At 55.6% G+C, this 23,465-nt stretch carries 22 protein-coding genes and 2 pseudogenes; 10 read left to right on the top strand and 14 right to left on the bottom strand.

What is annotated here, in order from left to right:
* The first annotated feature begins 740 nt into the window (after positions 1-740).
* Positions 741-3,383: a hypothetical protein gene (locus LCF40_RS15760; protein WP_224829188.1), complete on the top strand. Its 2,643-nt coding sequence runs from the start codon at positions 741-743 to the stop codon at positions 3,381-3,383.
* A gap of 7 nt (positions 3,384-3,390) precedes the next feature.
* Here LCF40_RS15760 and LCF40_RS23750 read toward each other — a convergent pair whose 3' ends face one another.
* From LCF40_RS23750 to LCF40_RS23745, 4 genes are all read right to left on the bottom strand, one after another.
* Entirely contained in the window at positions 3,391-5,202 is a 1,812-nt protein-coding gene (locus LCF40_RS23750) for an MBL fold metallo-hydrolase (RefSeq protein ID WP_224829187.1), read from the bottom strand.
* Between the two features lie 3 nt (positions 5,203-5,205).
* Entirely contained in the window at positions 5,206-5,562 is a 357-nt protein-coding gene (locus LCF40_RS15750; protein ID WP_224829186.1) for a DUF6788 family protein, read from the bottom strand.
* 478 nt (positions 5,563-6,040) lie between these two features.
* Positions 6,041-6,184 carry a hypothetical protein gene (locus LCF40_RS15745; protein ID WP_224829185.1) on the bottom strand — a complete coding sequence of 48 codons (144 nt, stop codon included), beginning with the start codon at positions 6,182-6,184 and terminating at the stop codon, positions 6,041-6,043.
* Between the two features lie 3 nt (positions 6,185-6,187).
* Positions 6,188-6,427: a DUF6176 family protein gene (locus tag LCF40_RS23745; protein ID WP_224829223.1), complete on the bottom strand. Its 240-nt coding sequence runs from the start codon at positions 6,425-6,427 to the stop codon at positions 6,188-6,190.
* A gap of 372 nt (positions 6,428-6,799) precedes the next feature.
* Between LCF40_RS23745 and LCF40_RS15735 the strand changes: the two genes are divergently transcribed.
* From LCF40_RS15735 to LCF40_RS15725, 3 genes are all read left to right on the top strand, one after another.
* Positions 6,800-7,288, top strand: coding sequence for a DUF8045 domain-containing protein (locus tag LCF40_RS15735; protein ID WP_224829184.1), 489 nt, complete (start codon positions 6,800-6,802; stop codon positions 7,286-7,288).
* A gap of 55 nt (positions 7,289-7,343) precedes the next feature.
* Positions 7,344-7,628: a hypothetical protein gene (locus tag LCF40_RS15730; protein WP_224829183.1), complete on the top strand. Its 285-nt coding sequence runs from the start codon at positions 7,344-7,346 to the stop codon at positions 7,626-7,628.
* A 98-nt stretch (positions 7,629-7,726) separates the two neighbouring features.
* On the top strand, positions 7,727-8,392 hold the full coding sequence (locus LCF40_RS15725) for a hypothetical protein (protein ID WP_224829182.1): 666 nt from the start codon (positions 7,727-7,729) through the stop codon (positions 8,390-8,392).
* A gap of 514 nt (positions 8,393-8,906) precedes the next feature.
* Here LCF40_RS15725 and LCF40_RS15720 read toward each other — a convergent pair.
* Positions 8,907-9,170: a hypothetical protein gene (locus tag LCF40_RS15720; protein WP_224829181.1), complete on the bottom strand. Its 264-nt coding sequence runs from the start codon at positions 9,168-9,170 to the stop codon at positions 8,907-8,909.
* A gap of 205 nt (positions 9,171-9,375) precedes the next feature.
* Here LCF40_RS15720 and LCF40_RS15715 point away from each other — a divergent pair, with 205 nt between their 5' ends.
* Positions 9,376-10,350: a DUF8137 family protein gene (locus LCF40_RS15715; RefSeq protein ID WP_224829180.1), complete on the top strand. Its 975-nt coding sequence runs from the start codon at positions 9,376-9,378 to the stop codon at positions 10,348-10,350.
* Positions 10,351-10,538: 188 nt separating this feature from the next.
* Here the strand turns inward: LCF40_RS15715 and LCF40_RS23740 are convergent, their stop codons facing one another.
* Together LCF40_RS23740 and LCF40_RS23735 are read right to left on the bottom strand one after the other, a co-directional pair.
* Positions 10,539-10,733 (bottom strand): DUF7386 family protein, encoded by a 195-nt coding sequence (locus LCF40_RS23740; RefSeq protein ID WP_425504251.1) that lies wholly within the window; start codon positions 10,731-10,733, stop codon positions 10,539-10,541.
* A gap of 183 nt (positions 10,734-10,916) precedes the next feature.
* A pseudogene (locus LCF40_RS23735) lies at positions 10,917-11,056 on the bottom strand (DUF7386 family protein); the annotation flags it as partial.
* Positions 11,057-11,306: 250 nt separating this feature from the next.
* On the opposite strand from LCF40_RS23735, the gene LCF40_RS15710 reads away from it, so the two are divergent.
* Entirely contained in the window at positions 11,307-11,957 is a 651-nt protein-coding gene (locus LCF40_RS15710; RefSeq protein WP_224829179.1) for a hypothetical protein, read from the top strand.
* 114 nt (positions 11,958-12,071) lie between these two features.
* Here the strand turns inward: LCF40_RS15710 and LCF40_RS15705 are convergent, their stop codons facing one another.
* The gene (locus LCF40_RS15705) at positions 12,072-12,494 is read right to left on the bottom strand and encodes an EamA family transporter (RefSeq protein WP_114578387.1); all 423 of its coding nucleotides are present in this window, start codon (positions 12,492-12,494) and stop codon (positions 12,072-12,074) included.
* Between the two features lie 436 nt (positions 12,495-12,930).
* Here LCF40_RS15705 and lrp point away from each other — a divergent pair, with 436 nt between their 5' ends.
* Positions 12,931-13,392, top strand: coding sequence for an HTH-type transcriptional regulator Lrp (gene lrp / locus LCF40_RS15700; RefSeq protein WP_224829178.1), 462 nt, complete (start codon positions 12,931-12,933; stop codon positions 13,390-13,392).
* 253 nt (positions 13,393-13,645) lie between these two features.
* Complete coding sequence (locus LCF40_RS15695) at positions 13,646-14,248, top strand: DUF7344 domain-containing protein (protein WP_114578389.1); 603 nt, start codon at positions 13,646-13,648, stop codon at positions 14,246-14,248.
* 344 nt (positions 14,249-14,592) lie between these two features.
* On the opposite strand, the gene LCF40_RS15690 is transcribed toward LCF40_RS15695, so the two are convergent.
* Positions 14,593-14,757 carry a DUF7837 family putative zinc-binding protein gene (locus LCF40_RS15690; protein ID WP_224829177.1) on the bottom strand — a complete coding sequence of 55 codons (165 nt, stop codon included), beginning with the start codon at positions 14,755-14,757 and terminating at the stop codon, positions 14,593-14,595.
* Between the two features lie 295 nt (positions 14,758-15,052).
* Between LCF40_RS15690 and LCF40_RS15685 the strand changes: the two genes are divergently transcribed.
* Positions 15,053-16,378 carry a dicarboxylate/amino acid:cation symporter gene (locus LCF40_RS15685; protein WP_224829176.1) on the top strand — a complete coding sequence of 442 codons (1,326 nt, stop codon included), beginning with the start codon at positions 15,053-15,055 and terminating at the stop codon, positions 16,376-16,378.
* 183 nt (positions 16,379-16,561) lie between these two features.
* Here LCF40_RS15685 and LCF40_RS15680 read toward each other — a convergent pair whose 3' ends face one another.
* Positions 16,562-17,362, bottom strand: coding sequence for a DUF7260 family protein (locus LCF40_RS15680; protein ID WP_425504249.1), 801 nt, complete (start codon positions 17,360-17,362; stop codon positions 16,562-16,564).
* Between the two features lie 565 nt (positions 17,363-17,927).
* The gene (locus LCF40_RS15675) at positions 17,928-19,721 is read right to left on the bottom strand and encodes a CHRD domain-containing protein (RefSeq protein WP_224829174.1); all 1,794 of its coding nucleotides are present in this window, start codon (positions 19,719-19,721) and stop codon (positions 17,928-17,930) included.
* A 448-nt stretch (positions 19,722-20,169) separates the two neighbouring features.
* Here LCF40_RS15675 and LCF40_RS15670 point away from each other — a divergent pair, with 448 nt between their 5' ends.
* Complete coding sequence (locus tag LCF40_RS15670) at positions 20,170-21,492, top strand: hypothetical protein (protein ID WP_224829173.1); 1,323 nt, start codon at positions 20,170-20,172, stop codon at positions 21,490-21,492.
* Between the two features lie 206 nt (positions 21,493-21,698).
* On the opposite strand, the pseudogene LCF40_RS15665 reads toward LCF40_RS15670, so the two are convergent.
* From LCF40_RS15665 to LCF40_RS15655, 3 genes and pseudogenes are all read right to left on the bottom strand, one after another.
* A pseudogene (locus tag LCF40_RS15665) lies at positions 21,699-21,821 on the bottom strand (methyltransferase domain-containing protein); the annotation flags it as partial.
* A gap of 10 nt (positions 21,822-21,831) precedes the next feature.
* On the bottom strand, positions 21,832-22,386 hold the full coding sequence (locus LCF40_RS15660; RefSeq protein ID WP_224829172.1) for an OsmC family protein: 555 nt from the start codon (positions 22,384-22,386) through the stop codon (positions 21,832-21,834).
* Positions 22,387-22,645: 259 nt separating this feature from the next.
* Complete coding sequence (locus LCF40_RS15655) at positions 22,646-23,446, bottom strand: helix-turn-helix transcriptional regulator (protein ID WP_224829171.1); 801 nt, start codon at positions 23,444-23,446, stop codon at positions 22,646-22,648.
* Between the last annotated feature and the right edge of the window lie 19 nt (positions 23,447-23,465).

Below are 23,465 nucleotides of genomic sequence, written 5' to 3'. Positions count from 1 at the left end.
CGTTCTCCTCCCACAGGGCAATCCACATGGGGAGTTGCTCTACCACAGTACGGCTGATTCCCAGACTCCCATCTGCAACAATAGAGGGGCGTATATCGCGGTCCCCAAATCCGAGGCCGAGGAACGAGCAGATCGGCACTGTGGAAAGTGTCACTCACTCTGCGTTGATGGTGGGAATACGAACGCCTGCCCGAAGTGTGGCCAGGAAATCGCCCTCACTCATTGGGCCCACCATTTCCGTCAGTGCGACGGGGACTCCGAATTTACCGGAGGCAACTCGTGAACCCCGTTCCGCTGGGGACTGCGATCCACCCTCAGGGAACCCAATCATTTTATAAATGTCTTGAGAACAGTTGCGGCACAGCTCAGGAAACCACTCGCGTCGGAGAAGGGAACGTGGAACATTTCCTTCTTCCCGGCCAAAGCACAAAAGCTTTCCTCCCCAGAAAGAGCCGCAGCACTCTCTCCGAAGAGAGTGGTCTGGACGCTCTTGCGGAGCGATCCGCGTTGAGGGCTGCTAGTCGCTTTGGCATGACGGACGCCGGCCGTCAGCGCCTAACTCGGGCACATGGATGCCCACGAACTTACAGAGAGAGCAACAGCAAGACCGACGAACGGCGATAGACCCAGGGATTAGCGCCCGACGGGACGGGGTGCATCGAGCGGATGCTACAATCGGTCCAGATGTCGACTGGACGGCCCCTCGGCTTCACAAGGAGCTGTTCGATTCGCGTACAGCGATGGGACAGAAGCTCGTCGAGGCGATCGGTGACCTCACGCGAACCGAGCAGGCCCCAGAACTAGCGCTCGAAGAGCTCGGGGTAACGGCACTCGATGGCCTCTTTGCCGATCTCTGTGTGGGCGCTGTCGAAGGCCGCGAAAAGGATCTGTGGAACCTCCTGCGGCTCTGTCAGCAGCTCGGCTCGGGACAAACATCTCCGCTTAACCTGCGCTCGTCTCGCGACGATCTCGACCGTGCTGCGATCCCGATTTTCACCGCGAGCAGTGTTACTCCCGAGATAGCGATCCACTTGGACGGACGATTCACCGACCGAAAGGCCGACCAGCGCCGCGACGTTCTCGAGCTCTGTCTCGCGCTCGCCGAAGGCTGCCGAGTGTATCTCGTCGCGACTGGCCAGGCCGGACGGGTCCTCTGGGAAAGGCACCGCGACCACCTCCCAGTGAGCGTTACGGACCCGTTCGATCCACGCGTGTCCCCTACACCTGGGACGCCTCGATCGGTTGCTGATCGCGTCGAGGACGCCCGCGAGACGCTTGACCCCGATGGGACGGCAACGGCCGTCCTCCGGGCGCTCCGGGCCGAAAACTCCGAAATGCTCAGCTATGACGATCTCTCGCGAGAGCTCCGACTCTCTGAGGCGAACCGGCGACAGGTCGGTCTGAAACTCGATCGCGACCTCGGTCTCGCCGAACGGGTCGATTACCCTGGCGACGGACGGGGACTATCGCTTCGAAAAGCCGGTCTCGAGTACCTCAAAGCGCTAGACTCGGAGATCGGCAAACAGGGGGAACTACCCAGCGTGAGAGACCCCCCAAATCCGTCCGAGTATAGCCGTGTAAACCCGCACGCTCAAGACGGGGGAGACGGCACCGAGGCCGACCGAACGAGGGACGGACAGGCTGAAGCGGAAGGAGACGCGGTCGCTGGGACCGCCGAGTACCTCCCGAAGCACGTTCAGCCGGTGTACACCGAGACGCCCGCTGTTGAAGCCGCCCGTGCAGCAGCTCATTCTAGCGAGATTGCCCTCGTTGACGCGCCTATTCAGATGCTGAAAGGGAGAGATGGAGACAGGGACGATCGGGTGATGGGGTGGAGTTACGGGGAGGCTCGTGACGAACTCACCGTCTCTGCAACCTACACCAACCCTATGCAGTACACAACGTGCATCGCTCGAGCGTTAGCGAGCCCTTGGACGTGGAACCGCGTGCTCACGGAGGACGTTCTCGAGGATCTCTTCGCGACCCACAGCCGACGGATTCTGAGTGACGCACGGAATATCGGCGGTCTCTCGGCTGAACGGTACGAAGATCCTCGCTTGTTCGTCGAGTTCTATCAGGAGCAAGAAGAGCGATTGTGCGAACTCACTCGAGAACTAGCGAACGGCGACTACACCGACGAATCGGCGAAACGCGGCGAGATCACGCAGTTTGCGAAGGGACTCGCTGGCTCGATCGTCCAACTACTCGACCTCGCTGGCGTCGATCTAAGTCGGGAGGTCCGTCTTCCCGAGTTCTCACGCAACTGGTCCGACTCTGCTCGCCGGCGAACGCTCTGCCAAACGCTCGCCCATAGTTGTGCGATCGAATCGCTGTACGGCCATCACGTCACCTACCGACACCTCTACGAACAGCGAGAAGACCATCGAGAGGCGGCGATGGGCCTGACAGTCGATGCTCGCGATCCGCTCGGTGAGCTCGTCGGCTCACTCGTGGTCGTCGGCCCTGGCGTCTCCGACCTTGAGGACGAGTTGCGCTCGGCGCTCCGGTCTCCGGGCGATCTCCACGATGATGCTCCCGAGATCGGGGTCTGTATCCCGATCCGAACGACCGCCTCTCGTAGCGTTGTCTCTCAGGCCGTGAGGCGTCTCTGTGAGCGAAAGGGCCTCGAACCAACCCGAGAGGCCGTATCGCTGTTCCATGCGTTCGTCGCGACCAGCTACGACGTCGCTCGGGCCATGTACTACGGCCTCGGTGGGGAGGACCGACCGCGAGAGATCCACGTCGATGAAATTCGGCGGGCGCTTGCTACTCTCGATCCCGCCCGTCTTCTCGCGACCGGTGACGTGGCGCCCTCGATGCAACAGGCACTGAGCGTGCTGCTTGGTGCTGATTACCCGCTTTCTGGAGCCGAAATCGCTCGCCGGGCAGGGATCACGACTCAGAGCTTTCGCGATAACCGTGAGGGGTTCGTCCTCGCCGATCTGCTTCGAGAGGCCCCCGGAGGGTGGCGGCTGTCGCTCTCGTTCAACGATGAGCGATATGGTGGTGATATCCTCCCGTGGTTCTTCGTTGATGAACCGGACGGTCGGCCGCTTGTCCCATCTCTCGACCTCCGCTCGAGGATGGATGTGCTGTATGAACTCGCCACCAGTCTCGTCGATGATCCGGCTCGCTTCGGTGATCCCGACGACGTCCTCTGCTGGGGATTCACGCTCCCCGATCGAGACGACCCGGAAGCGATTGCGGATCATCGACAGGGGGCGATCGACGCCCTCGAGGAGGAATGGCCGTGGCTCGGTTCGGTCCTCCCAGTAATCGAGGGGGCGTGTGAGTCGCCAGAACCCGATCCAGGATACGATCCAGTGTTGATGGGGCAGACCGTCTCTCAGCAACCATTGGCGGGCGCTCAAACCGGCAGGTGATCGCGTGCTACTCCGACCGTTCGCCCTGTTCGTCGCGAACGATAGCTCGAACGTCTCCTTCCGAGAGCCTGGATTCGTTCCGGGCGGTGGCGAGTTCCTCGCTCAATGCAGCCACGTGCTCACGGAGTTGACGGACCTGCTCACGAACGTCACTCGAGGTCCCCTCGACTTGCTCCGGTGTCAGGACCGGCGTCGCGAGTTCGTCTGTCCCCTCTCGTGAGAGTGGAATCGGCGTGAGGAGCCGTGACCGCGTCACCTGAGATGTAGTTTCGACGTTTCGGGTGAAGTGTTCGGCGAGTTGTGCTTGGGCGTATTCGGGGCCGTGGATCAGTGCAATCGTCTTCGGGCTCACCTGCCGGGCGTATTCCAGAAGGCCGTCCTGGGCGGCGTGTCCGCTGAACCCATGGATCGTCTGGAGCCACTCGGACGGGATCGTTGCTCGAGTCACCCGGTCGGGGCCGTCGTCGGTGTCGATCGTCGTCCACTGGACGGTCTCCGAAGTGGGCCAATCAGTTCCAAAGGGCGTTGCCTCGGTCGTATACGTGAGTTCGTCGTCGTCAGCCTTGACCTGGTTCTGGAGCGTTCGGCCGAGGGTTCCAGACGCTTGGTATCCAGTCAAGAGAAGTGTTGCACGGTCGTATCGAGCCGCGAACTCGGTGAGATACCGTGGCGAATTTCCCCCGCTCAGCATCCCCGAGGGTGCGATGACGATCGGGACAGTGCCGGTTCCGCCAGCATCCTCGAGGAGTGTTCGTCGATCGGCATCTGACTCAGGGAACTCGGCGATATCAGGCTGGAACGGTGTCTCGTACCCGCTTTCGACGACCCGGTTCACCATCGCTTCGTCCATGACCGTGTCGTCCTGGACGTATTCGTGATAGATCTCGGTCGCCTCTTGGGCCATCCCGTCGACGACGAGGCGCATCTTCTGGCGCAGCTCAGCAGGGAATTCGTGCAGTCGGTCACCGATCACGAGTTGCAGGAGCTGCGCGCGGCCGACAGCGAACGTCGGGATCAATACGGGGGATCCGTTTCGGACGGATTGTTCGATCGCCTCGAAGAGGGTCGTTTGCGCATCGTTGATCGACGTATGGCTGTGGGTTCCACCGTAGGTCGACTCACAGATGAGGAGATCGGCCTGCGGTGGCGTCTCGATCGAGGGGAGGTGTCCGGCACGACCACCGAGATCCCCAGAGAAGACGACCTTCTGGCCAGTGCTCTGGAGCGTGAGCCAGGCCGATCCCAGCAGGTGGGCGGCGTTCCCGAATCGAAAGACGAGCGGCTCTTGTTCGGGGACGTCGGCAACGCCGGCGACGAGTCCGCCGCCGTAGGAGACGGGTTCGAACCGGTCGATGACGGCAGTGACATCGCGTTCGGTGAATTGACGATCGCGATGCGTCGTTTCGTGTTGGTGGATTTTCAGCGAGTCACGCAAGAGGAGCGTGGCAAGGTCAATAGTCGGGGGTGTCGCGACGATCGGGGCATCATCCTCGAGGAGGCCACGGGCTTCGAACACGGGGAGGCCGCCGCAGTGATCGATATGGGCGTGGGTGAGAAAGACGGCGTCGATGGCTTCGGGGCCGAGACCACGGTCATCGGGGAATTGGTTACCAGTGCCTTGATTCAGACCGCAATCGACGAGATACGTGGCGTGCTCGGTGTCGACTTGGTAGCAGCTTCGACCGACTTCCCGAGCACCACCACGGGGGGTGATGATGAGGGGTGTTTCTGCGTCAGGTGAGACGTCAGCGTGATCGAGTGGATCGAAGGTTTCGTCGGTCTCCGCGGGAAGCCAAGGGTGGTCCGTATTGATGGGCATTCGTTAGGCAGTTGTGTTGGTGTCCGGAGCTTTGCCGAGATATTCCCTGCGAACCGTGTCACCGTCGCGATACGCTCGGTAGGCGTAGGGGCCATGTTTTGAGCCGCCACTCATACATTGACAGGTATCATCGCCACAAGTCCGATACTCGTGATAGACGGTTCCATCCGAATCTTCCTCAACGACGTCGACGTCATTGGGGAGTTCGTCCTCGGTGACGGGCTCTTCTCGGTGCCGTTCGCGATCGGCTATGAGTTGGTCGATGTACTCCTGTGTGTCGCGAAGCGTCTCATCGTCTTGTTTCGGAAGCCCGTCCGCGATGTACTTCGGGAGTGACTCCGGCGGGGTGAGTGAAGCCATTGACCTTGTGCAACAGTTGGCCGTCTCTCTCCATAAAGATGTTGCACAAGGTAACAGTGAAGACGCCTTTTGTTCGTCTAGTGGACCTGCCAGTTAATCCGTACCCAGTTAGAGACCTGATAGATTGAGCGGAACTCTTGACAGCAGAGTACTCCCCGCGTGTTTGCCGTAGGACTCGCTACGTAACCGGGTAGGAACTTACTGGAGGCTCCACTAGTTGTGTGATCGCCAGGTGGGGGTGTCTGGGCGTCATTCTGGGTGGGCACAGGTCGGAGGGATCAGGATGGCTTGGTTTTGCCGGACGCGAATCTGAAACAGCTATTGCGTACAGGTTCAGGACTCACCAGTCACGGTCTATTGGGAGCCCACGCGTGAAGGAGTAGTTGATAGTCGCTTTTGAGCCTGTCCAAGAAACATCGGCAGAGAACTCACATGACGTAGACCTTATCTAGCAGAAAATCCTGTATAGCGTAAGGAATCACCCGTGACGTTCAATTTTATCCGATACGATCAAGATCAGCAACACCTCCTGCCAAAGAACGTCGCGGAGTGGGTCGAAGAGGATAGCCTCGAACGCTACGTTTCCGACGTTATCGATTATCTCGACAACGAGTTTTGACATCAGTTATGAGGATCTTCTCGGGTTCTTCGAAGAACCAGCCCATGACCGTTCGTTTGTCAGGGGGTGATCCGACGTTTCAAACGCTTTGTAGACGGGCCCGATGTCTTCAGCTTCCATATACCAGAGTAAACAGAGATTGCCGTCATCTCGACAGAGAAAGGCGGATTCGGTGTACATTCCTTCAACGGTCAGAATCGGCTCAAGTTGAGCATTGAGCCAGTCTCGAAACGCATCTCCGATCATTCCCCCATCTTGCATGATGAATTGTTCGAAGCAAAAACTCGGACAAGAAACTCCATGACTCGCCGTGGCCAGCCGGATCGCACCCTCAACCGGAGGAGGACAACGTCTACCATAACTTCTCTCGCTCTTGCGCAACGTAGCGAAACGATGTGCTAACATACAACAATCCCTGATATATTACGGCTTGAGACGCCGTTTTAGCTGAGGGAGACCGGTCGTTTCCCCCGGTTATACACCCTGTTCGCCAGATTTCGGAAGAGCGATCGCGGAAGTAGGATTAACCGAATACAGATGGTTGACATACCATCTGAGCCGCATCCAAAACCAATATTTACGCAAACATGGTTAATTCAGGTAGCAGACATCTTATAGATGAAACTACGGTACTACGCCGACGCGCAGCTACAAGAGTTCCATGACCGCATTCTAGATCTATTAGAAAAAATATATGAAATGCACGGCATTCCTGTTGAGGTGGAACGAGTTGAGGAACGATTCGGACCCCTCTCCAATTTTCCTGGGAGGGTTACGGCAACACCTGTTGAGAACGTGTATGAGCGGGACATTGAGCAGAATCAGAAGCTACGGTCGAATCTTGACCGCATGCCGTCAAGAGTGTACAAGATTGGTACCCGGTTCGAGATAGCGGGACACGTGAGTCTTGTTGACGAGAGCGTGATCTGGATCAGTACGCTTCGTGGCGATGCTTATGGTCACGGGCCCAGGGCCGAGGAGGCTACGCCGATTGATTTCTTGGCTGACGTTGCCGAATCACCGAGCAACCGGGTGTGTCTGGAATGCACCCACCTGTTAAACGGAAGTGAAACCTTCTGTCCGAACTGCGGCCACGAACTGCCGTAACACCCTTCTGACTGCTCACCATACTCCTAAACCAGTCCAACCAGTAGCCGTGTGTATGGCCACGCTTGAGGAACTCTACGAGGCGGTAGATGAGCTTTCCCTTGACGAGCTGCAGGACCTCAACAAGTACGTTGTCGAACGGATGCGGGGGAAACGGAACGCTATCCAGTCTGAGAAAATGCCCCGGTTCTCCGAAGGCGAGACGGTCAAGGTAGTTGAGGACGATGAGATCAAGTTCACAGGCAGAATCGCCAAGAAGAAGCGCACGCATGTCATTATTGACACCGGTGATGTTGAATACGATGTCCCCATCCTCTTGGTGGAAAAACAGAACGACTGAATGCTATTCGGATGAAAAAAAATGTATAGAAGCATGCTCCCCCTGAAGACACGATAGCTCCAGCTATGGTAAACGCGAAAGAAGCAGTCTATACCGACTTGGTTGACGCCGTCAAGACCGTCATTCAGCAGACCTTCGATGATGCCCGCGTCGTCACGATCGAGCAGGACAACTGGTATCCTGATCTCCAACTCCGGACAGACACGCTCATCCCGTACGAGAACGATGCCATGATCGAGGTCAAGACAGAAGCAGAAGCGACCCACACCGAAACCGTGGGCGATGAAACCTTCTATCACAAGCGCGTGCCCGATGTGATCCCCTGTCTGGACGGCACACTCACTGAAGCAGGCTTCGCAGCTGAACCGTACCGTCACGACTATGCAGGGATACGCGTCTTGGGCTGGGAACGCAATCTGCGGTGGTTCCAACCTGGGGATTACCTGAAACTCTACAAGTGGCGCACACCGATTGAAGTTACTCACGTCTGCCTTCCCGACGACCGACCACCACGGGATTTTCCGCTGCCCGTCACGCCCAACGGCGACTATATCGGATCAGCTTCGCTTCACCTCGGTCTTTCCGGCCAACGCGGCGGCGAATACCTGCTTGACTACCAAGACGAGACCGCGGCACTGTACGAACGTGACAGCAGCGACGACACCGTCCTCGTGAAAACAACCGAGCCCAGCAGGGTCATCTTCGTCGGCAACCCCGAGACAGGCCCTCGCTTGAACGACACGTCCACCGATCCCGCTCACTGAACCGCCATGCAAACAGAAACCTGGATCGAACACGTAATCATTCACCAGCTTGCCGCCGAAGACGGGCGCTACAAACACGGCTATCGCAGCAAACAGCACACAACAGGCCAATTCGTCGTTGACTGCGCCTAGCTCGCCGATATGACCGAAATACCGGGACATCCGACGTTCCAACGCACGATGGAACTCGAAGACGCTGTCGAACCAGACGTCCAAGAGGCACTGCAATCGTTGCATGAGCGCGATCTCATCACCAAAGCTGGTGAACGCCAGACAAGCATGCTCTTCTCCGAGGAAGATTCCGGATCAACAACTGTCTGGGAGCTCACCGACACTGGCCTCCAAGAAGCACAGACGTTAAACGATCATTATACAGATGAACTGGAAACGCTCAAACAGCGGTACGGCGGTATTGAAGACATTCCCCCATGGACTTGCCACCCTGCTCCACCACTACGGTATCATCCCGTAGCACCCAGCGACACGGCGGATCGCGCCTCACTGTGGAGCGAGGTTATCTTGGGTCGCGGACGACCGAGATCCCCAGCCCAACCTCGCCAGTAGCCGTCGGCTCAATGATGAACACAAGAGCAGTGTCACAGTCCGGACAGTCGAAGGGTGCCTCAATCCCGTAGTCAAGAGCAGCATCCATCACCTCTTCGGTCAAGTCTGGAAATACTGGTTCCTCACAAACCGGACATTCCGTCTCGCCGGTCACTTCGATATCCTTCGCTTCCGAGTTGTACACTAACATAATATCGTAGGACGCTTCGACCATTGGAAGCCTCTATGATCGCCAGCTATTCACACGTTTTCCCTGTCAGTGAGGTCTTGAGGATCCATCCACCGTCTTTGATTTTGGAGACATTTCTCGACCAAGAGAGTCAACTGGGTGCTGACTGCATTCATTCGAAGAATAATCAAGATTCATCCAGATTCGGCGGTATCTCTATGTGCTGTGACGCGCTACTGCCAGTGTAGGTATGCCCGACTGCCGGTACTGCGAGCAGTCATTCGAGAGTGAATCTAACTACAGATCCCACCTGTACCACGACCACGACCGAGAGGAACTCGGCCGGATTGACGAGAGGCGGGTTGAGCAGTCGCTCGACTCACTCACGATAAATAATACGTCTGCATTAGAGGTGTCTCTCAAGCGCGATTTCACGAGAGACACCAGTATTCAGGCGATCGATGAATATACGCATCTGCTGTGGAAGACACTCGAATGGGAAGATTTCGAGACCCTTCGCGATCTGGTCTGGACATACTATGAACCACTGGCCACACACGTAGACGAGACTGTCAAAGCGGAGGGCTGGCCGGTGCTTAGCAAGTTACTCGATACTTCAGATCCTCGCATCGAGACGCCGCCACCCGGCTTGTGCCATCTGATTGCAAATGTGTGCGGCCGGTATGTGATCCGCAGACGCGTTACAGACGGTGTGGAATCAATCCCCGCCGAGGCACTTGACTACCTTCAAGTCTTCGCCGATCGCGAACTTCCTATTGAAGACCGGCAACCACTGGCGTTGTCTGAGCCCTCGCTCGGCTATCTTGAATGGGAGGCCTCGTATGCCTATGGCTGGGGAATCGGCCATTCCGATCACGATGTGGCCGCTCGCATTCACGAGGTGGCTCACAGTTCCGAACCGGAATGGAGCCAATCAACGCTCGAACAAGCGTTCTACGCCAACCAGCATGCAGCCGCTGGTCTCGTCGAACGCATTCTTCAGGACCCCGACATCGATTCCCGGCTATTCTTCCTTCGAGCCGTTCCCTTTGAGGAGAGCGAGGTGACGATCTACACACGCTATTGGGACTGGCACGATGAACTTCCCTCCGAATTCGAACTCGCTCCTGATGTGATCACGCGTCTCCAAACCTGCGTGATCGAGGCTGACCTTGTTATAGACGCCCCTGAAGACATACCGCTCGACGATACATCTGATCCTTGATCTCCAAGTCATGTGCCGTACTAACCAATTCCAAACCTCACAGATTACCTTTTAGTCTGTGCCACAGCCGCGCTGTATATCCCGCATGGCCACTGTAACATTTCTCGGAACAGGAAGAATCACTGATGGTCAGTTCGCACCTGGATGTAACGGGAGAATCAGGTAAAACGCGCTGCAATTTTCAACTCCTACCGCCACCGGCTCTCGACTCGCGTCCGGTAGCGCAGCGCTAGGACACTCGTGTTCGCGATCGACTGGATGGCGTGGGGCGGATGCTCGTCGCGAGCCTTCTGGATGTTCGTTTCACTCTCGAGCTCGGCTTTGCATGTTGGAGATGCTACAACTTGTATCGCCAGATCAGCAGAAGAGTGGCTGTTGACCAGATATTCTGACGCTGGTCAAGCACCCGATCTCGTTGATAGCACACCGATCGGTACGAAAACGTGGGCCGGTCGCTCCTGTCGGGGGCAACTCGTCGTTCCGCTCATTAGGGGAAATACGTCAGTAGACTGCCTTTCATGGCTGTTTCGGCAATATATATGTCACCCGCACTACGTGCAAAGCCGAGTCTCGAGGAGATGGGTGAGTGCCGCGTCGATCACATCTGACATCGGTGGGTCGTCCTCCGGACTGTCGGCGACAATCGCGCTGGCTTCCTTGAGGATCGCTGGCGCTCGTCGCTGAGTCTGAGGGTGGTTCGTTTCATCGGCATATGAATCGACGCTCTTGCTCAACGCAGCGAAACAATATGCTAACACACAACAACCTCCACCATATTACGGCTTGAAACACCATTTTAGCTGAGGAAGACCGATCGCATCCCCCGGTTATACGTCCTGTTCGCCAGATTGCGGAAGAGCGTGTCACCAAGTCATGAATGGGATGATCCCGGCACTAATCCCGTCGTCCCGAACGGAGCAGAAACGCTTATTCAATCCGGTTGTCAGCAGTCATCTATGACCGACTCCCGCTGGACCATCGGCGATGTTGTTCACGATCGCGATGACGATGATCCCGATCCCGCAATCGTCGTGAACACTCGCGATACTCCTGCTGAGGAGTGGGATCTTCCTCGCTTGGACACGACCCTTGCAGAGGACAATCCTGACTACCCATCGGATGCACCAGTTGTGACTGTCCTGTTCGAGGATACTCTCACCGACTCGTTTCCTGACTGGGATCGCAATGCGCCGATCTCTTATCCAACACTGGATGACAGCGATCTCCGGTATTACTCGTTTCCTGCCCCTCGACTCGAATCTGGTGAGCCACCCGAAGCAACCGACCCTGCAACAGAGACTGACGATGAAGCGACGTCCTCATCCAGAACCGGCGAGTGTGAAACCGACGGTCCAGCGGACGCTGACACCGACGCCGAACCCTCTACATCGGACGCTTCTCAAGAGCCATCTGAGACCGTCCGTACCCTACAGAAGCGCCTCGACGATGGCGGGATGACTACCACTATCGAAGACGACAACCGGACTATTCGGGCCTCAAAACTCGGAGAAACATACCGTGTCCGTCCCGGTGAGGTACTCGACGGCGAAGGTCCATTCCGAAGTCGCCTCGAAGACATCGTTACCGATGTCCAAGATTCGAACTAATCGATTTCGGACCCTCCTACGTCACGTGGATCGGTCGGTTCATCGGTAGCACTCCAATTCCTTCACCCTACTATCTTGGCTCAACTGCCGACGTACTGCTAATCATTGGTTACACTATTCGACGGCTGTAAGATAGACGGCGAGGATGGCGCACCCGATGCCGGCAGCTTTTCTGATGGTGAGCGATTCGCCAAGGACGACAATCCCGATGAGTGAGCTCGTGACGAGGAACATCCCGAAAATCGGTGTGACAACGCTCACGGGGCCCATCGCGAGCGCACGGTAGTAGGCGATAATGCCGACCGCAAGCGCGAGACCGGCCGCATAGGCGTAGAGGGCCTTCGGATGGGTGAGATACGGTGTGACTGATTCGTTCGTGAAGAGCACGACCACAGCGGCCGCCCCAACGAGTATCAGGTTCGAAATGAAGACGGCAACGTTGCTCGGAATGTCGCTCGTCGCTACCTTCATCAGCGGTGCGACGAACGTGTACGCCAAGAGACCGAGAAACGCCCACGAGAGGTACTCGCTGTTCATATCGTATGGACCAGTTGCAGCCGTATTAGTCCGTCCGATCCGAAGATATCCCAGTACTGATATACAGATACAGATGGGTTTTGGTCATTCATCATCTGATACAGCTCCCTCCATCTAATTGAAAGCAAACGTCGTGTCACTTTCCAGTACGAGTATACGATTTATCGTACGATGGTTAGTGATTATTCCAACGTTCCCCGGTCGACGAGCCTGCTCACTGGGCCTCTCCGTTCGGTTGTTTCGGAAGGTCGGATTCCGGTCTATGATTTCCTGATGGACACGTCCGTGGTTACTAGCGAGTCTTTTTGCTGTGCCAGAGGTCCGATTCTATACACGGCAATATCATAATCTCCCAATACTCTGTGATTATTCACTTGGGTCTCTTTCCGATGACCGTTCGTCAGATTATAGTGGGGTGGTATTATAGCCGTAGTTGATGACGTACGAAAACCTCGACGCAGAACTCGTGAACGCTTTGTTAGGTGACGGTCGGGCAAGCCTCCGGAGTCTCGCCGAGGACTTGGACGTCTCGGTGACGACCGTCTCGAACCATCTCTCGGACCTCGAAGAAGAGGGCGTTATCCAGGGATTCACTCCACAGATCAATTACGACGCGCTCGGCTTCGACGTCACCGCAGTCATTCAGCTCAAAGTTGAAGGTAGTGCCCTTTCCGATATTACCGACCGACTGCGTGAGTTCGAGCAGATGACGAACGTCTACGAGGTGACCGGCGACTACGACGTGATCGCGATCGGGCGGTTTCGGGACACCGACGAGATGAACGACCAGATCAAGGCCTTACTGGCCGATTCCGATATCAACGAATCCAACACCAGCGTCGTCCTTAACGCCGTCACCGAAAACGAGCAGTTCGATCTCGAGATCCGCGACGAGTAGTGGCAATGAATTTCGTCGTTGCATGACTCTTAGATATCAAACCAGAGTCGCAGGATCTGCAAACGCCCCTTATTGCTTATACCTTCTACAGACGCCACCATAGAACGGTTCCTGTGCCCACCACTCATCACCACTCGATAACGCAAAAGGCGACTGCTACCACTGGTATGTGGCTCCCAGGGGAGCTTTCTGATCAGGCCGCCTGCAGATCGGGCGGAATGAGCGATGTTTCGATAACTGAGGAGGATACCTAATGCCCGTACTCGATTTCGATTCTACAGACGAACTCCCTGAAGAGATTAGAGACACTGTAGACGCACCCTCACAAGATCAGCTCTCGAAGGACGTGATTTTTGATCTGCTGAAAAACCGTCGTCGACGCCAGGTGCTTGCATATCTCCAGGAGGCTGATGAGACGATAACGTTGAGTGAGCTTGCTGAAGAAATCGCCGCCTGGGAGAATGACATCGAGGTACGTGAATTAAAATCCGACCAGCGAAAACGCGTCTACGTCGCTCTCTACCAGACGCACCTCCCGAAAATGGATGACGCGGGAGTCATTGACTACAACAAAGACCGCGGTCTGATCACTCTCTCGGAGAACGCAGATTCTCTGCAAGAGTATCTCACAATAGTACAGAAGCGACCGGATCGATGGTCGCAATGGTATGCGCTTGTGAGTAGTGGTGGGATGGTGTGGATGGCAGGTGCGTATCTCAGTATCCCCGTCTTGTCAATCGCAACGATACATCTCGTTTCAGGACTGGTCGTTAGTGCGCTTGTACTCAGTTCCGTTACCCACTTTCTCGCTTCGAATCAAACTAAACTGAGGATCAATGAAAGAGCATCAAGGTGAGATAATGGCTGAAATTGGCATGATTTGTGTACCGACAGGGAATACATGAGTTAAATAGCGTATAGAGATTGGTATTCAGAAAGTTACACCCACTTTCACATTGAAACGAGACTGAGAGCGGCAATCGATTTCGTATATCTCTCAACCCTCTGAAGTCCTGACAAAATTATTGTTCATCCTTCACTATGGCTCCTGAATCGTATATGTAGCGATTTCAGCCGTATTACAGGTTGGGCACGCGGACGAGCTTGAGTCAACACTCGTCCCACAATGGCGACACTCGCGAATGGTTTCGACAGCGTCGTCGGGGCGCACAGCACGTTTCACCCGGGTGGCGAGTCGTATCATGGCGTTGGTGTGGGGGTTACGACTTCCTGGCACGCCGGGCACTCGGCGAACATGTTTTGTTCTCCTGGTGTACTCTCGTACTCAATGAGCACGTGCAGGGGTTTGATCTCCGTGCTACACCGCGGACAGGAGCCGAGTGCGTGGGTTTCGTTTGTGGCCATGGGATGGATTCCTCGTGGGTGGCGCGAGCTCAAGTGAGGCGCGTGGTGATTACCAGCTAGTATCTCTTCACGGTTCATTGACCATTGTCTGACGTAAATAGGGCGGTGATAGTCAGAGAAAGAAACAGACCTACACATATTTATATTAGGAATGGTGGGAATATAGAACGTTCTATTTTATCGAACGCACAACAGATTGGGGGCACTAGCGACCTCTGATGATCCAGGCTCATAGGTATCGGGAGATTTCACCGGCAACGACACCGATTGATAGCCGCCGTCGCAAATTCACACGATGAGCACAACTCAAGCGTCGATTTTCGGTCGTGGATGGAGCGCCTATCGCTCTATCCCGATCATCTATCGTATCACTGCAGCGTTCGTACTCGGGACTGCACTTGGTGCAGTCGCCGGTGAACAAGCGAGTGTCTTGAGTCCGCTTGGGGATCTCTTCTTGCGACTACTCGAAATGCTCATCATCCCGATCATTGTCTTCACTCTGCTCGGTGGAATGCGAAAGCTCACTCCGTCACGCTTGGGGAAGGTCGGAGGGCTGACAGTGGGGCTCTATATCGTCACCACGTCAATCGCAGCCGGCATCGGACTAGCCGTCGCGAATCTGTTTAATCCTGGCCGGGCAGTGGAGTTCACCGGTGGCGAAGCACAGGAAGCCGAACCACCGGGAGTTACGGAAGTCGTGTTAGGAATCGTTCCCGAGAACCCATTGGCGGCAATGGTTGAGGGTGATATTCTCGGGACGATATTCGTTGTTATCGTGTTCGGGTTGGCGTTGACGATGGTCCGCGAGACAGCCACTGATCGGTCCGTAGAGGAGCCTATCGACGGCTTCTTTGCATTTATCGATGCTGGCACGCAGGCGCTGTTCAAGATCGTCTGGGGTGTTCTAGAGTACGGCGTCATCGGCGTGTTCGCGCTGATGGCTACCTCGATTGGGACCGAAGGACTCGGCACGATCGTGCAGCTCGGTGCGCTTGTTGGTGTGATCGCTGTCGGAATCAGTATCCATATGACCGTTACGTATCTCGGTCTCATGATAGTCGGAATTCTGGGTCAATCGCCGCTTGCTTTTCTTGATGGCGCGAAAGACGCCATGTTGACGGCCTTTACGATCCGCTCATCGAGTGGGACGCTTCCCGTGACGATCGCTGATGCAGAAGAAAACCTGCGAATCGATGAGTCGGTCTATGGCTTCGGTCTGCCACTTGGGGCGACGATCAATATGGACGGTGCGGCGATTCGGCAAGCAGTGACCGCAGTGTTCGCTGCAAATCTCGTCGGCGTCTCGCTCGGGATCGGTGATCAGGTTATTATTCTGTTTACTGTCATTCTGATCAGCATCGGCACCGCGGGTGTCCCTGGAGCGGGCTTAATCATGTTGACAGTGATATTGAACGCGTTAGGGCTTCCTCTCGAGATTGTTGGCTTTGTCGCTGGTGTGGATCCGATTCTGGGCCGCATCGCAACAATGAACAATGTTACTGGCGATCTCGCAGTGTCGTCCGTCGTTGGTAAGTGGACCGATGCGATTGATTTCACAGAAGGCACTTGGGGTAATGCTGATGGATCCCAAGGTGATGGGAGCACCATGGCTATGGAATAGCTTATCAATAAATTTACTCAATTAATGCCATAGGCGATCTAAAGGCCGAGGAATCAACTCAAATTTTTTGGCCCTACCAATTTTCGTGTTGGTGACTGAGCGAACGAACCCAAGAAGCAACGATGAGCGGTATTGTATGGGTTTCTAACATCTGATTTTGAAAACCCCTTTTTGGACGGGCTCTTATACTCGCCGCGTAAGTGAGTCGATAACGGACGATTTGGCCATCAGTATCTTCCTGAGCGTGTCTGTACACTCAGCTAGAACAGGAAAGGAAGTTGACAACGGCTGATAGAGGTAGGTTTGCAACGTGATTGGACCATTGGAGCGCATGTCAACGACGATCGCATGAACCCTTTCTTGACGCTCCTTCGAAATTGCTTCCGTTCGGTCCTGGAGTTCATCCAGTTGCTCCCATACTCTCTCCAATTCGATGTAGGACTGTTCAGATAATATCCGCACGTTCATCTCTTCGAGCGCTGATTCGATCGCGTGGAGTTCTTCTTCTGCGATTTCGAGTGATTGCGTTTCGTTGATAATGGTCTCTTTGAATTGTTCCCGTTGAGTCTGTGCTTCGTGCGCCAGGGCGCTCGCATACTGACACAGTTCTTGCGTGAGAGGAGTATCGTTTTCAAGAACGGCCGCAATCTCAGGATTGAGTTCCTTACTCACGTTTTCGGCAAGTGCTTCACCATACATCTCTTCGTAATGTGACACGGACATCACCGTCTTACGATATGCCTCTCGGACATCGCTCGTCCCGTCGGCTATCTGTACCGGGTCAAGTGTGGAGGTACTGGGTCCAGTAGTCGCTTGCGCTGGGGCAGTCGAACGGGTAGACGTCGTGGAGAGCTCTTGGACTCGAGTGGCGAACTCCTCAAAGGCCTGTTTCTCATTGTGTGTCAGTGTAAGCTCTTCTTGACAAAGCTCGCGAGCGTGAGGTATGACTCCGTCTATATCCTGATCAGAATCTCTTGAAGACATGAACTAGTGGGTTGCCCTCTTTTCTACTCGTTATCGCGAACTCGGGCACCACATGAGTCGCTTCGGATTCGCCCTGGCGAGCTCGCCGTACGTAGCTGGGACCATTCTGTATAGGGTGAACACTTTTATTGGTAATAACCGTTGTTGTTAGCATGTGTACTATCGGACATCAGTGTGTGGATGAGATCTCTCAGGAACACATATTCTGACCTGAGTGGCCGTAATCAGGGGTGCTAAGCCTCGTTCCTAAGCGAGCGAAACGAGCCGAAAGGGCTACACCGTCTCCAGTGTCCGATTTCATGCGGAAGGAAATGATTGTTACTACTCGAATCCGGCACTATCGATCACGGTTTACAGAGTCAGCGATTAGAGTTCCTCGCTAAGCGCGCCGATCGATTCGAGGTGGTCACGAACCTCCACCAGAAATTGTCGGTACCGCTCGAGATCATGCAACGCGTTGTAGACGACGTCCTGATCGATACTATCAAGGCTAGTAACAGCATGAGCGGGCGGTACGGTGGGGGAAACCGCCCGCCAGAGAGTCCGTGTCGGGACACGCCTCTAGTTACGAAGTGGACTGGATCTGGCCGCGGATCTCACCGCTTGGATGATCTTCGGTGTGGACGTTGACGTATACCTCACCTTCTGCGAAAGCTGTCTCAACATCCTCGATGGTAGCCCCTTCCCACGCGTCAATGAGGTCGTCCTCAGTGATCGTCCCTTCAGTGAGCGTACCAGAGACAGAACCTGCCATCAGTGCAGGCTCCATGCCGGTTTCGGGGTAGAGCCAAGCGACGACTGGACCATCTTCGCATGCAGCACCGAGATGGATGTGTGCTTGCGTGACGTTACAGATATCCTGAACCGTCGCCTCGTAGTGAATGTCGGTTCCCTCATCGTGGCTATCCACGGTGAAGGTTACACGTCCTCCCGCATCCGTCTCTATCCCGTGGTCCTCTCCGGACAGGTGGGCCTCGTATGTCCGTGAGTAATCATCCGACGATTCATCCTCTTCTTCGGTGGATTCCTCCTCAGGTTCCTCTTCCTCTTCTGCTTCGGGCTCTTCTTCCTCCTCCTCCTCCTCGGTCTCCTCCTCAGGCTCTTCGGGTTCGTCTCCCGGGAGCGTGATCAACGCATCATCGGTAACAGCGTTGCCCTCCCCATCGGTGATCGGGCCGTCCTCTGCACCATCAGTCTCCACGAAGTCGAATGCCTCGTTGTCATTCGTTTCTTCGTGGAGCATCGCAACTAGCGTTGCATCTGTCTCTAGGGCCGGATCGAGGCTAATTTCCAAGTCCTCGTGAGGACCAGCCGTCAGATACTCCGAGACACCGAGTACGTCGCCATCCTCGCCGTGAATAACGACGAATCCCGCTTGCGGAAGGTAGACAGACTGCACAACGACACTATCGCCCTCGCTTTCCTGATCCTCGAATCGCAGGTTGAACGTCTCGGCCGCCTCACCCGGCTCACCCAGCCCGTATCGGGTAACGACACTTCTCGTGCCACCCGCAGCGATAGACCCGAGCTCCCAATAGAGCAGCCCAGCACTGTCTCCCGACTCGTATTCGGGATCGAAGAACTGCCGATCGGGGTCAATCTCGTAATCATAGGCGACCCCCACTGCGCTCGGCCACGAGACGAACTGGATCAACTGGGGCTCCGTTTCAATCTCTGCGAGACCGGTGAGCGTCGGATCCGGGATCTGGTTGTACGTGTTCCAGGAATCGAATGTCAGGTCCTCAAATTCCCGTTCAGTGGTCAAGACCTCGTTCTGGAGCCAGATTGGGCTGCCGTCTTGCTGTTGTACCTGGTAGTCGAAGAGATACCGAACGTTAACGTCGTGGGCCTGTCCGCTCGTGTTTTCTACGTCAACGGTGAATTCCGCGAGCGGTCCGACGAGCTCGATCGTTTGGGTGACGACAACTCCCTCGGGTAACTGCCAGGCCATAGCGACAGACTCACCATCGACAGCTGGCTCGTCCGTGAGATACTGGTCCATTTGCTCGCCCGCACTCGATGTCGTGTAATTCGTCCCATCCACCTGGACCGTGAGATACGTCGTACTTGCTGATGGGTACAATAGATAGCCATCATCGAGCTCCGTCGCTCGTAGGGTAAAACTCCCGACCCCACTTCCCATACTGAGCATGAGCGTGACCTCATCATTCTCGAGAGTTCCAGCCGACTGCCCTGCAGTTCCCGTCGAGAGGAACCCTGCAGCAGCGGCCGTTCCTACGACAGCAAGAAATCCGCGTCTTCCAGTCGATCCACTCTGAAACAGCCGAGTGGGTGACTTTTTCGACCCTTCGTTCGTAATGTCCTTTCCCTTCTCCGGTAGATGATCAGTTGTTCCCATTGCAGATCATTATTCGGTGAGGATATATATCAATGTATTTATCAGTGTTTGACAGCTACTAATCCAGAAAATTTATATATAGGATCATATTAGTACGCTCCGTCGATCGATTTCTGTAAACCACGTTTCCAGCCCATAATTCTTCGTGTATATGGGGATGAGTTGGCTATCAGGAATTATTCACACACCCCGATCTATAGAAACCAGTCGAATTTGAGACCAATATACAACCACAGATATATTCATATTGTCCGATATCGTACTGGTAGCGATTATGAAAGAACGGACGACGGAACAATATGAAGGGTGGTTCGACCGACGGCATGTTCTTCACGCGATTGCCGCTGGTACGGCCAGTATGGCTGGGTGTCTTAGCGGGGGCGATGCGCCATCTCGCGGAGGTACTGGAAATGGATCGGACCCTAGTCCAGGTACGGGAGACCCATTCGTGAGCGATGATGCAGACCCGTTTCTTCTGCCGGCCGGTGACGTCGATACGACCTTCGATGTCGATCTTACCTCTGAAACCGTTCTTCTCGAAGGTGAGGATCTAACCGCCTTAGAGACGTATGATCTCGAGACTCACCAGTATATCTTTGACGCGGATCGTCTACGATCGTCAGGTGTCGATTTCGAGGAAGGGTCAGTCCTCTGGATCTCTGGATTGGCACTTCGTCGAGTGAACTCTGTCGAGGAACGCGGATCGACACTGGTGGTCGACACTGAATTCGCGTCGCTCAATGAGGCAATCAGTGACGGGACTGTCGGCTGGGACGCTGATCTCGGATTCACCTCGAGCTACACAAGCGAGCAGTTTGACCGGGTTGCTGCCGAAGACTCGGTTCTGGGCAGTTCGAACAGTCTCGGCGTGTCGCCAGCGTCGAGCACGGTCGCGCTTGCGGACGTCGCTGTGACGAACCGTGCGGGGGAGGTGATGGGACGACCGACGTTCCAACGAGTGCAAAATGGGGACCGAGAGGTCCTGCAACTCGAGTTCACACAGGGGACCACCGATTACGTCTTCGGTCTTACACCGATGGGTGATGAAGTCCGGCTCAAAGCCGAAATGACGTCTCCTTCGGGTAGCGAGGCGAACCTTCGATTTACGGGTATCGGTACTGCGAAGGCCGTTCGAGCCACCGGGCAGGTGGAGTATGCGGATAGCGAATTAACGGCGATGGATGTCGAGGCGAACCAGCTAGAGGGCGAGATCGAAATCGATATCGCAGCCGCAGGCTCCGGTGTTGAGGAGGAAACGGAGATTCCGCTTCCCGGCGGGTTCATGTTCCGGCACATTTTCATGGTCGGGGCGATTCCGATCACGGTCACGACATCGATCGAATTGAAGGCACGCATCAATGTCGTCAGTAACGCCTCAGCGACCGCAACGTCGCGGTTCAGCTTCGGTGGTGATACCGGGTTTGTCTACGACGGGACTGAGGTCGTTCCGGAAGCGGCGATCGGGACGCTGAAGATCGACCCCGAAAGCGCCGATTCGGGGGCCTATTTTGGCCAACCCGTCCACGCTGGATTCGGTATTATCTTTCCGAGGGTATCGATTAGCGTCTTCGACCAGCTGTTGATTCCCTATGTACAGGTTGGGATGGCACTCAATACATCCCTTTCGTGGGGACCCGTCTGCAAGAGATCATACATCCAGCTCATCGTCCAGGCGGGCTACGATCTAACGATCCTTGGCGTCAATCTCGCCGCTCACGAAACGACCCTTGCCGAGGAGACCACTGAAGGCGACCAAGAAGGCTGTGAGTGATGGTTAGATGAAGAGATCCGGACAGTCAGAGTCGGGTCATCGAGGGTATCTCCGGCAAGCCCCTCATTGAGGCAGCTTGGCCACGAACTCGGCGAACACCTCGACTATTCGTCACCGCCGCTATTGGACCGACTGATCGAAGACGCACAGAAGATTCATTAGCAACGACCGATCCTTCTAGAGAGGCTCGCTACCGCTACGCAATCGAGGCGCTCGGCGAGATCTCGTCCCATTTCGAAATGGAACTCTCCGTCCGGAGTCTCCGCGACATCCCGATAAACGTTCTTGACTTCCCGTTCTAACTTCTCGACGTCGAGTGTTTGGGCCATCCGTCCCACCTCAGGAGCTCGAAACGACCTCCGTTTCGAGCGGGACGGCGTTCATGATGTTGTCCATCAGGGGTGAGGTCGCTTCGACTCGATCACGGAGTTCGTTGAGTTTTTCCTCTGACGCGTCGGCATCGATGTAGGCAGTGCAGGTCATGGTGTTGTATCCCGGGCGGACCTCCTCGGAAATCCCTAGGAACCCACGGAGATCGACGTCACCCTCCATCTCGAACTGGAGCTCGTCGAGCTCGATGCCCATCGCTGCGGCGTTCGCTGCATACCCGACACTCAGGCACGACCCGAGGGCGGCGAGCAGGAGTTCGACCGCGTTCGGGGCCGTTCGCTGGCCGAGGATCTGTTCGGGCTCGTCGCCCTCGATCGCGAACTCTTGGGTGTGGATCTGCTCGCCAGCCTGATCGAAATCATCGATCGCAGTCACACATCGCAGACCGTCGGTCCATTCGGTATTTGCCCGAAATCGAAATTGGCCCCCTGTTGAGTCATCAGTGAGTGCTTCAACTGTCTGTCCGAGCCGTTCGACATCTACTCCATTTGTTTCTGCTGACATTGGTTTGAATTTCTATCCGACCACTGTTCGACCGCACGATACACCTGTTTCCAGTGTCTACGGGCTGTGTTCTCTGGTACCTATCGTCAGTGAATGACTGCGCTGGCGGACATGATGTAGGTATCTCGTGACCTGCATGCAGAGTGTGGCCGGAATGCAGAGAGTGACCTCCTTTCATTGACTGCAAAAATAGATCAGGTAGAGAGAACTGTATGACGATATAGACGACCTCGCTCGAAACGGGTCGCGTTCGTGCTCATCACGCATATTTCGTCTCAGAATCCAATGCGAGTGGTCGAGCATCGCGGAGATACTCCTCATATATCGATTGGGCCCACTCACGGGCCATCGGGTGGTCGGTGTCGAGGAAGACGTGAACGGTCCCGCTCTCCTGGTTGTACCCGCTGATCCCGATCCGGTCATCGAATAAACTGATCCCATACGGAGGCAAATCATCGTGGAGCCAAACAGTGAGATTGCCACTTGCAAGTGGATCAGCGCAGTGCTTCGGGTAGGTCGTGAGGATATAGTTCGCGATGCTCGGTGGATCAATAATCTCAGCCTCCATTCCTCCGAGAATCCGCTCGGCGAGATCGTCTCGACACGGCTCAAGCAACGCCACGTCGAATCCGACGAATCGAAACTGATCCGTTTCGCGAAGCAACGAAACGAATCGATTGACGGGCTGATATGGATCGTTGATATCAGCGATCGTGATGGTCGCATCAGCACCCATTTCGATCGTGAAGCCATCGTCCTCGGACGGAAGCCACTGCCAGACCTCGCGAAGCGTTCGTTCGGCTTCGATCTGCTCGGTGAGATCTTCGAACTGGGTCGCTACGAACGCGCCCAATGAGGTCGCAGTATATTGGTGGCCATCCCTTCGGATCCAGTGGCGCTCTTCGAACGCCCGCAGCATCCGTCCCACTGTCGAGGGTGAGGCGCCGGTTAGCATTTGCAATTCGTCTCGGCTCCGGGGATGTTCAGCGAGCATTTCGAGCGCCGTGACGCGTGACGGCGACCGAGCGAGAAACTCGATGTCGTCGAGTGCGGATTCCATGGTGTGTATACACCTGCCA

Origin of the sequence: Saliphagus infecundisoli, assembly GCF_020177375.1 — an archaeon.
GTDB lineage: Archaea > Halobacteriota > Halobacteria > Halobacteriales > Natrialbaceae > Saliphagus > Saliphagus infecundisoli.
This window is presented reverse-complemented; position numbering and strand designations above follow the sequence as displayed.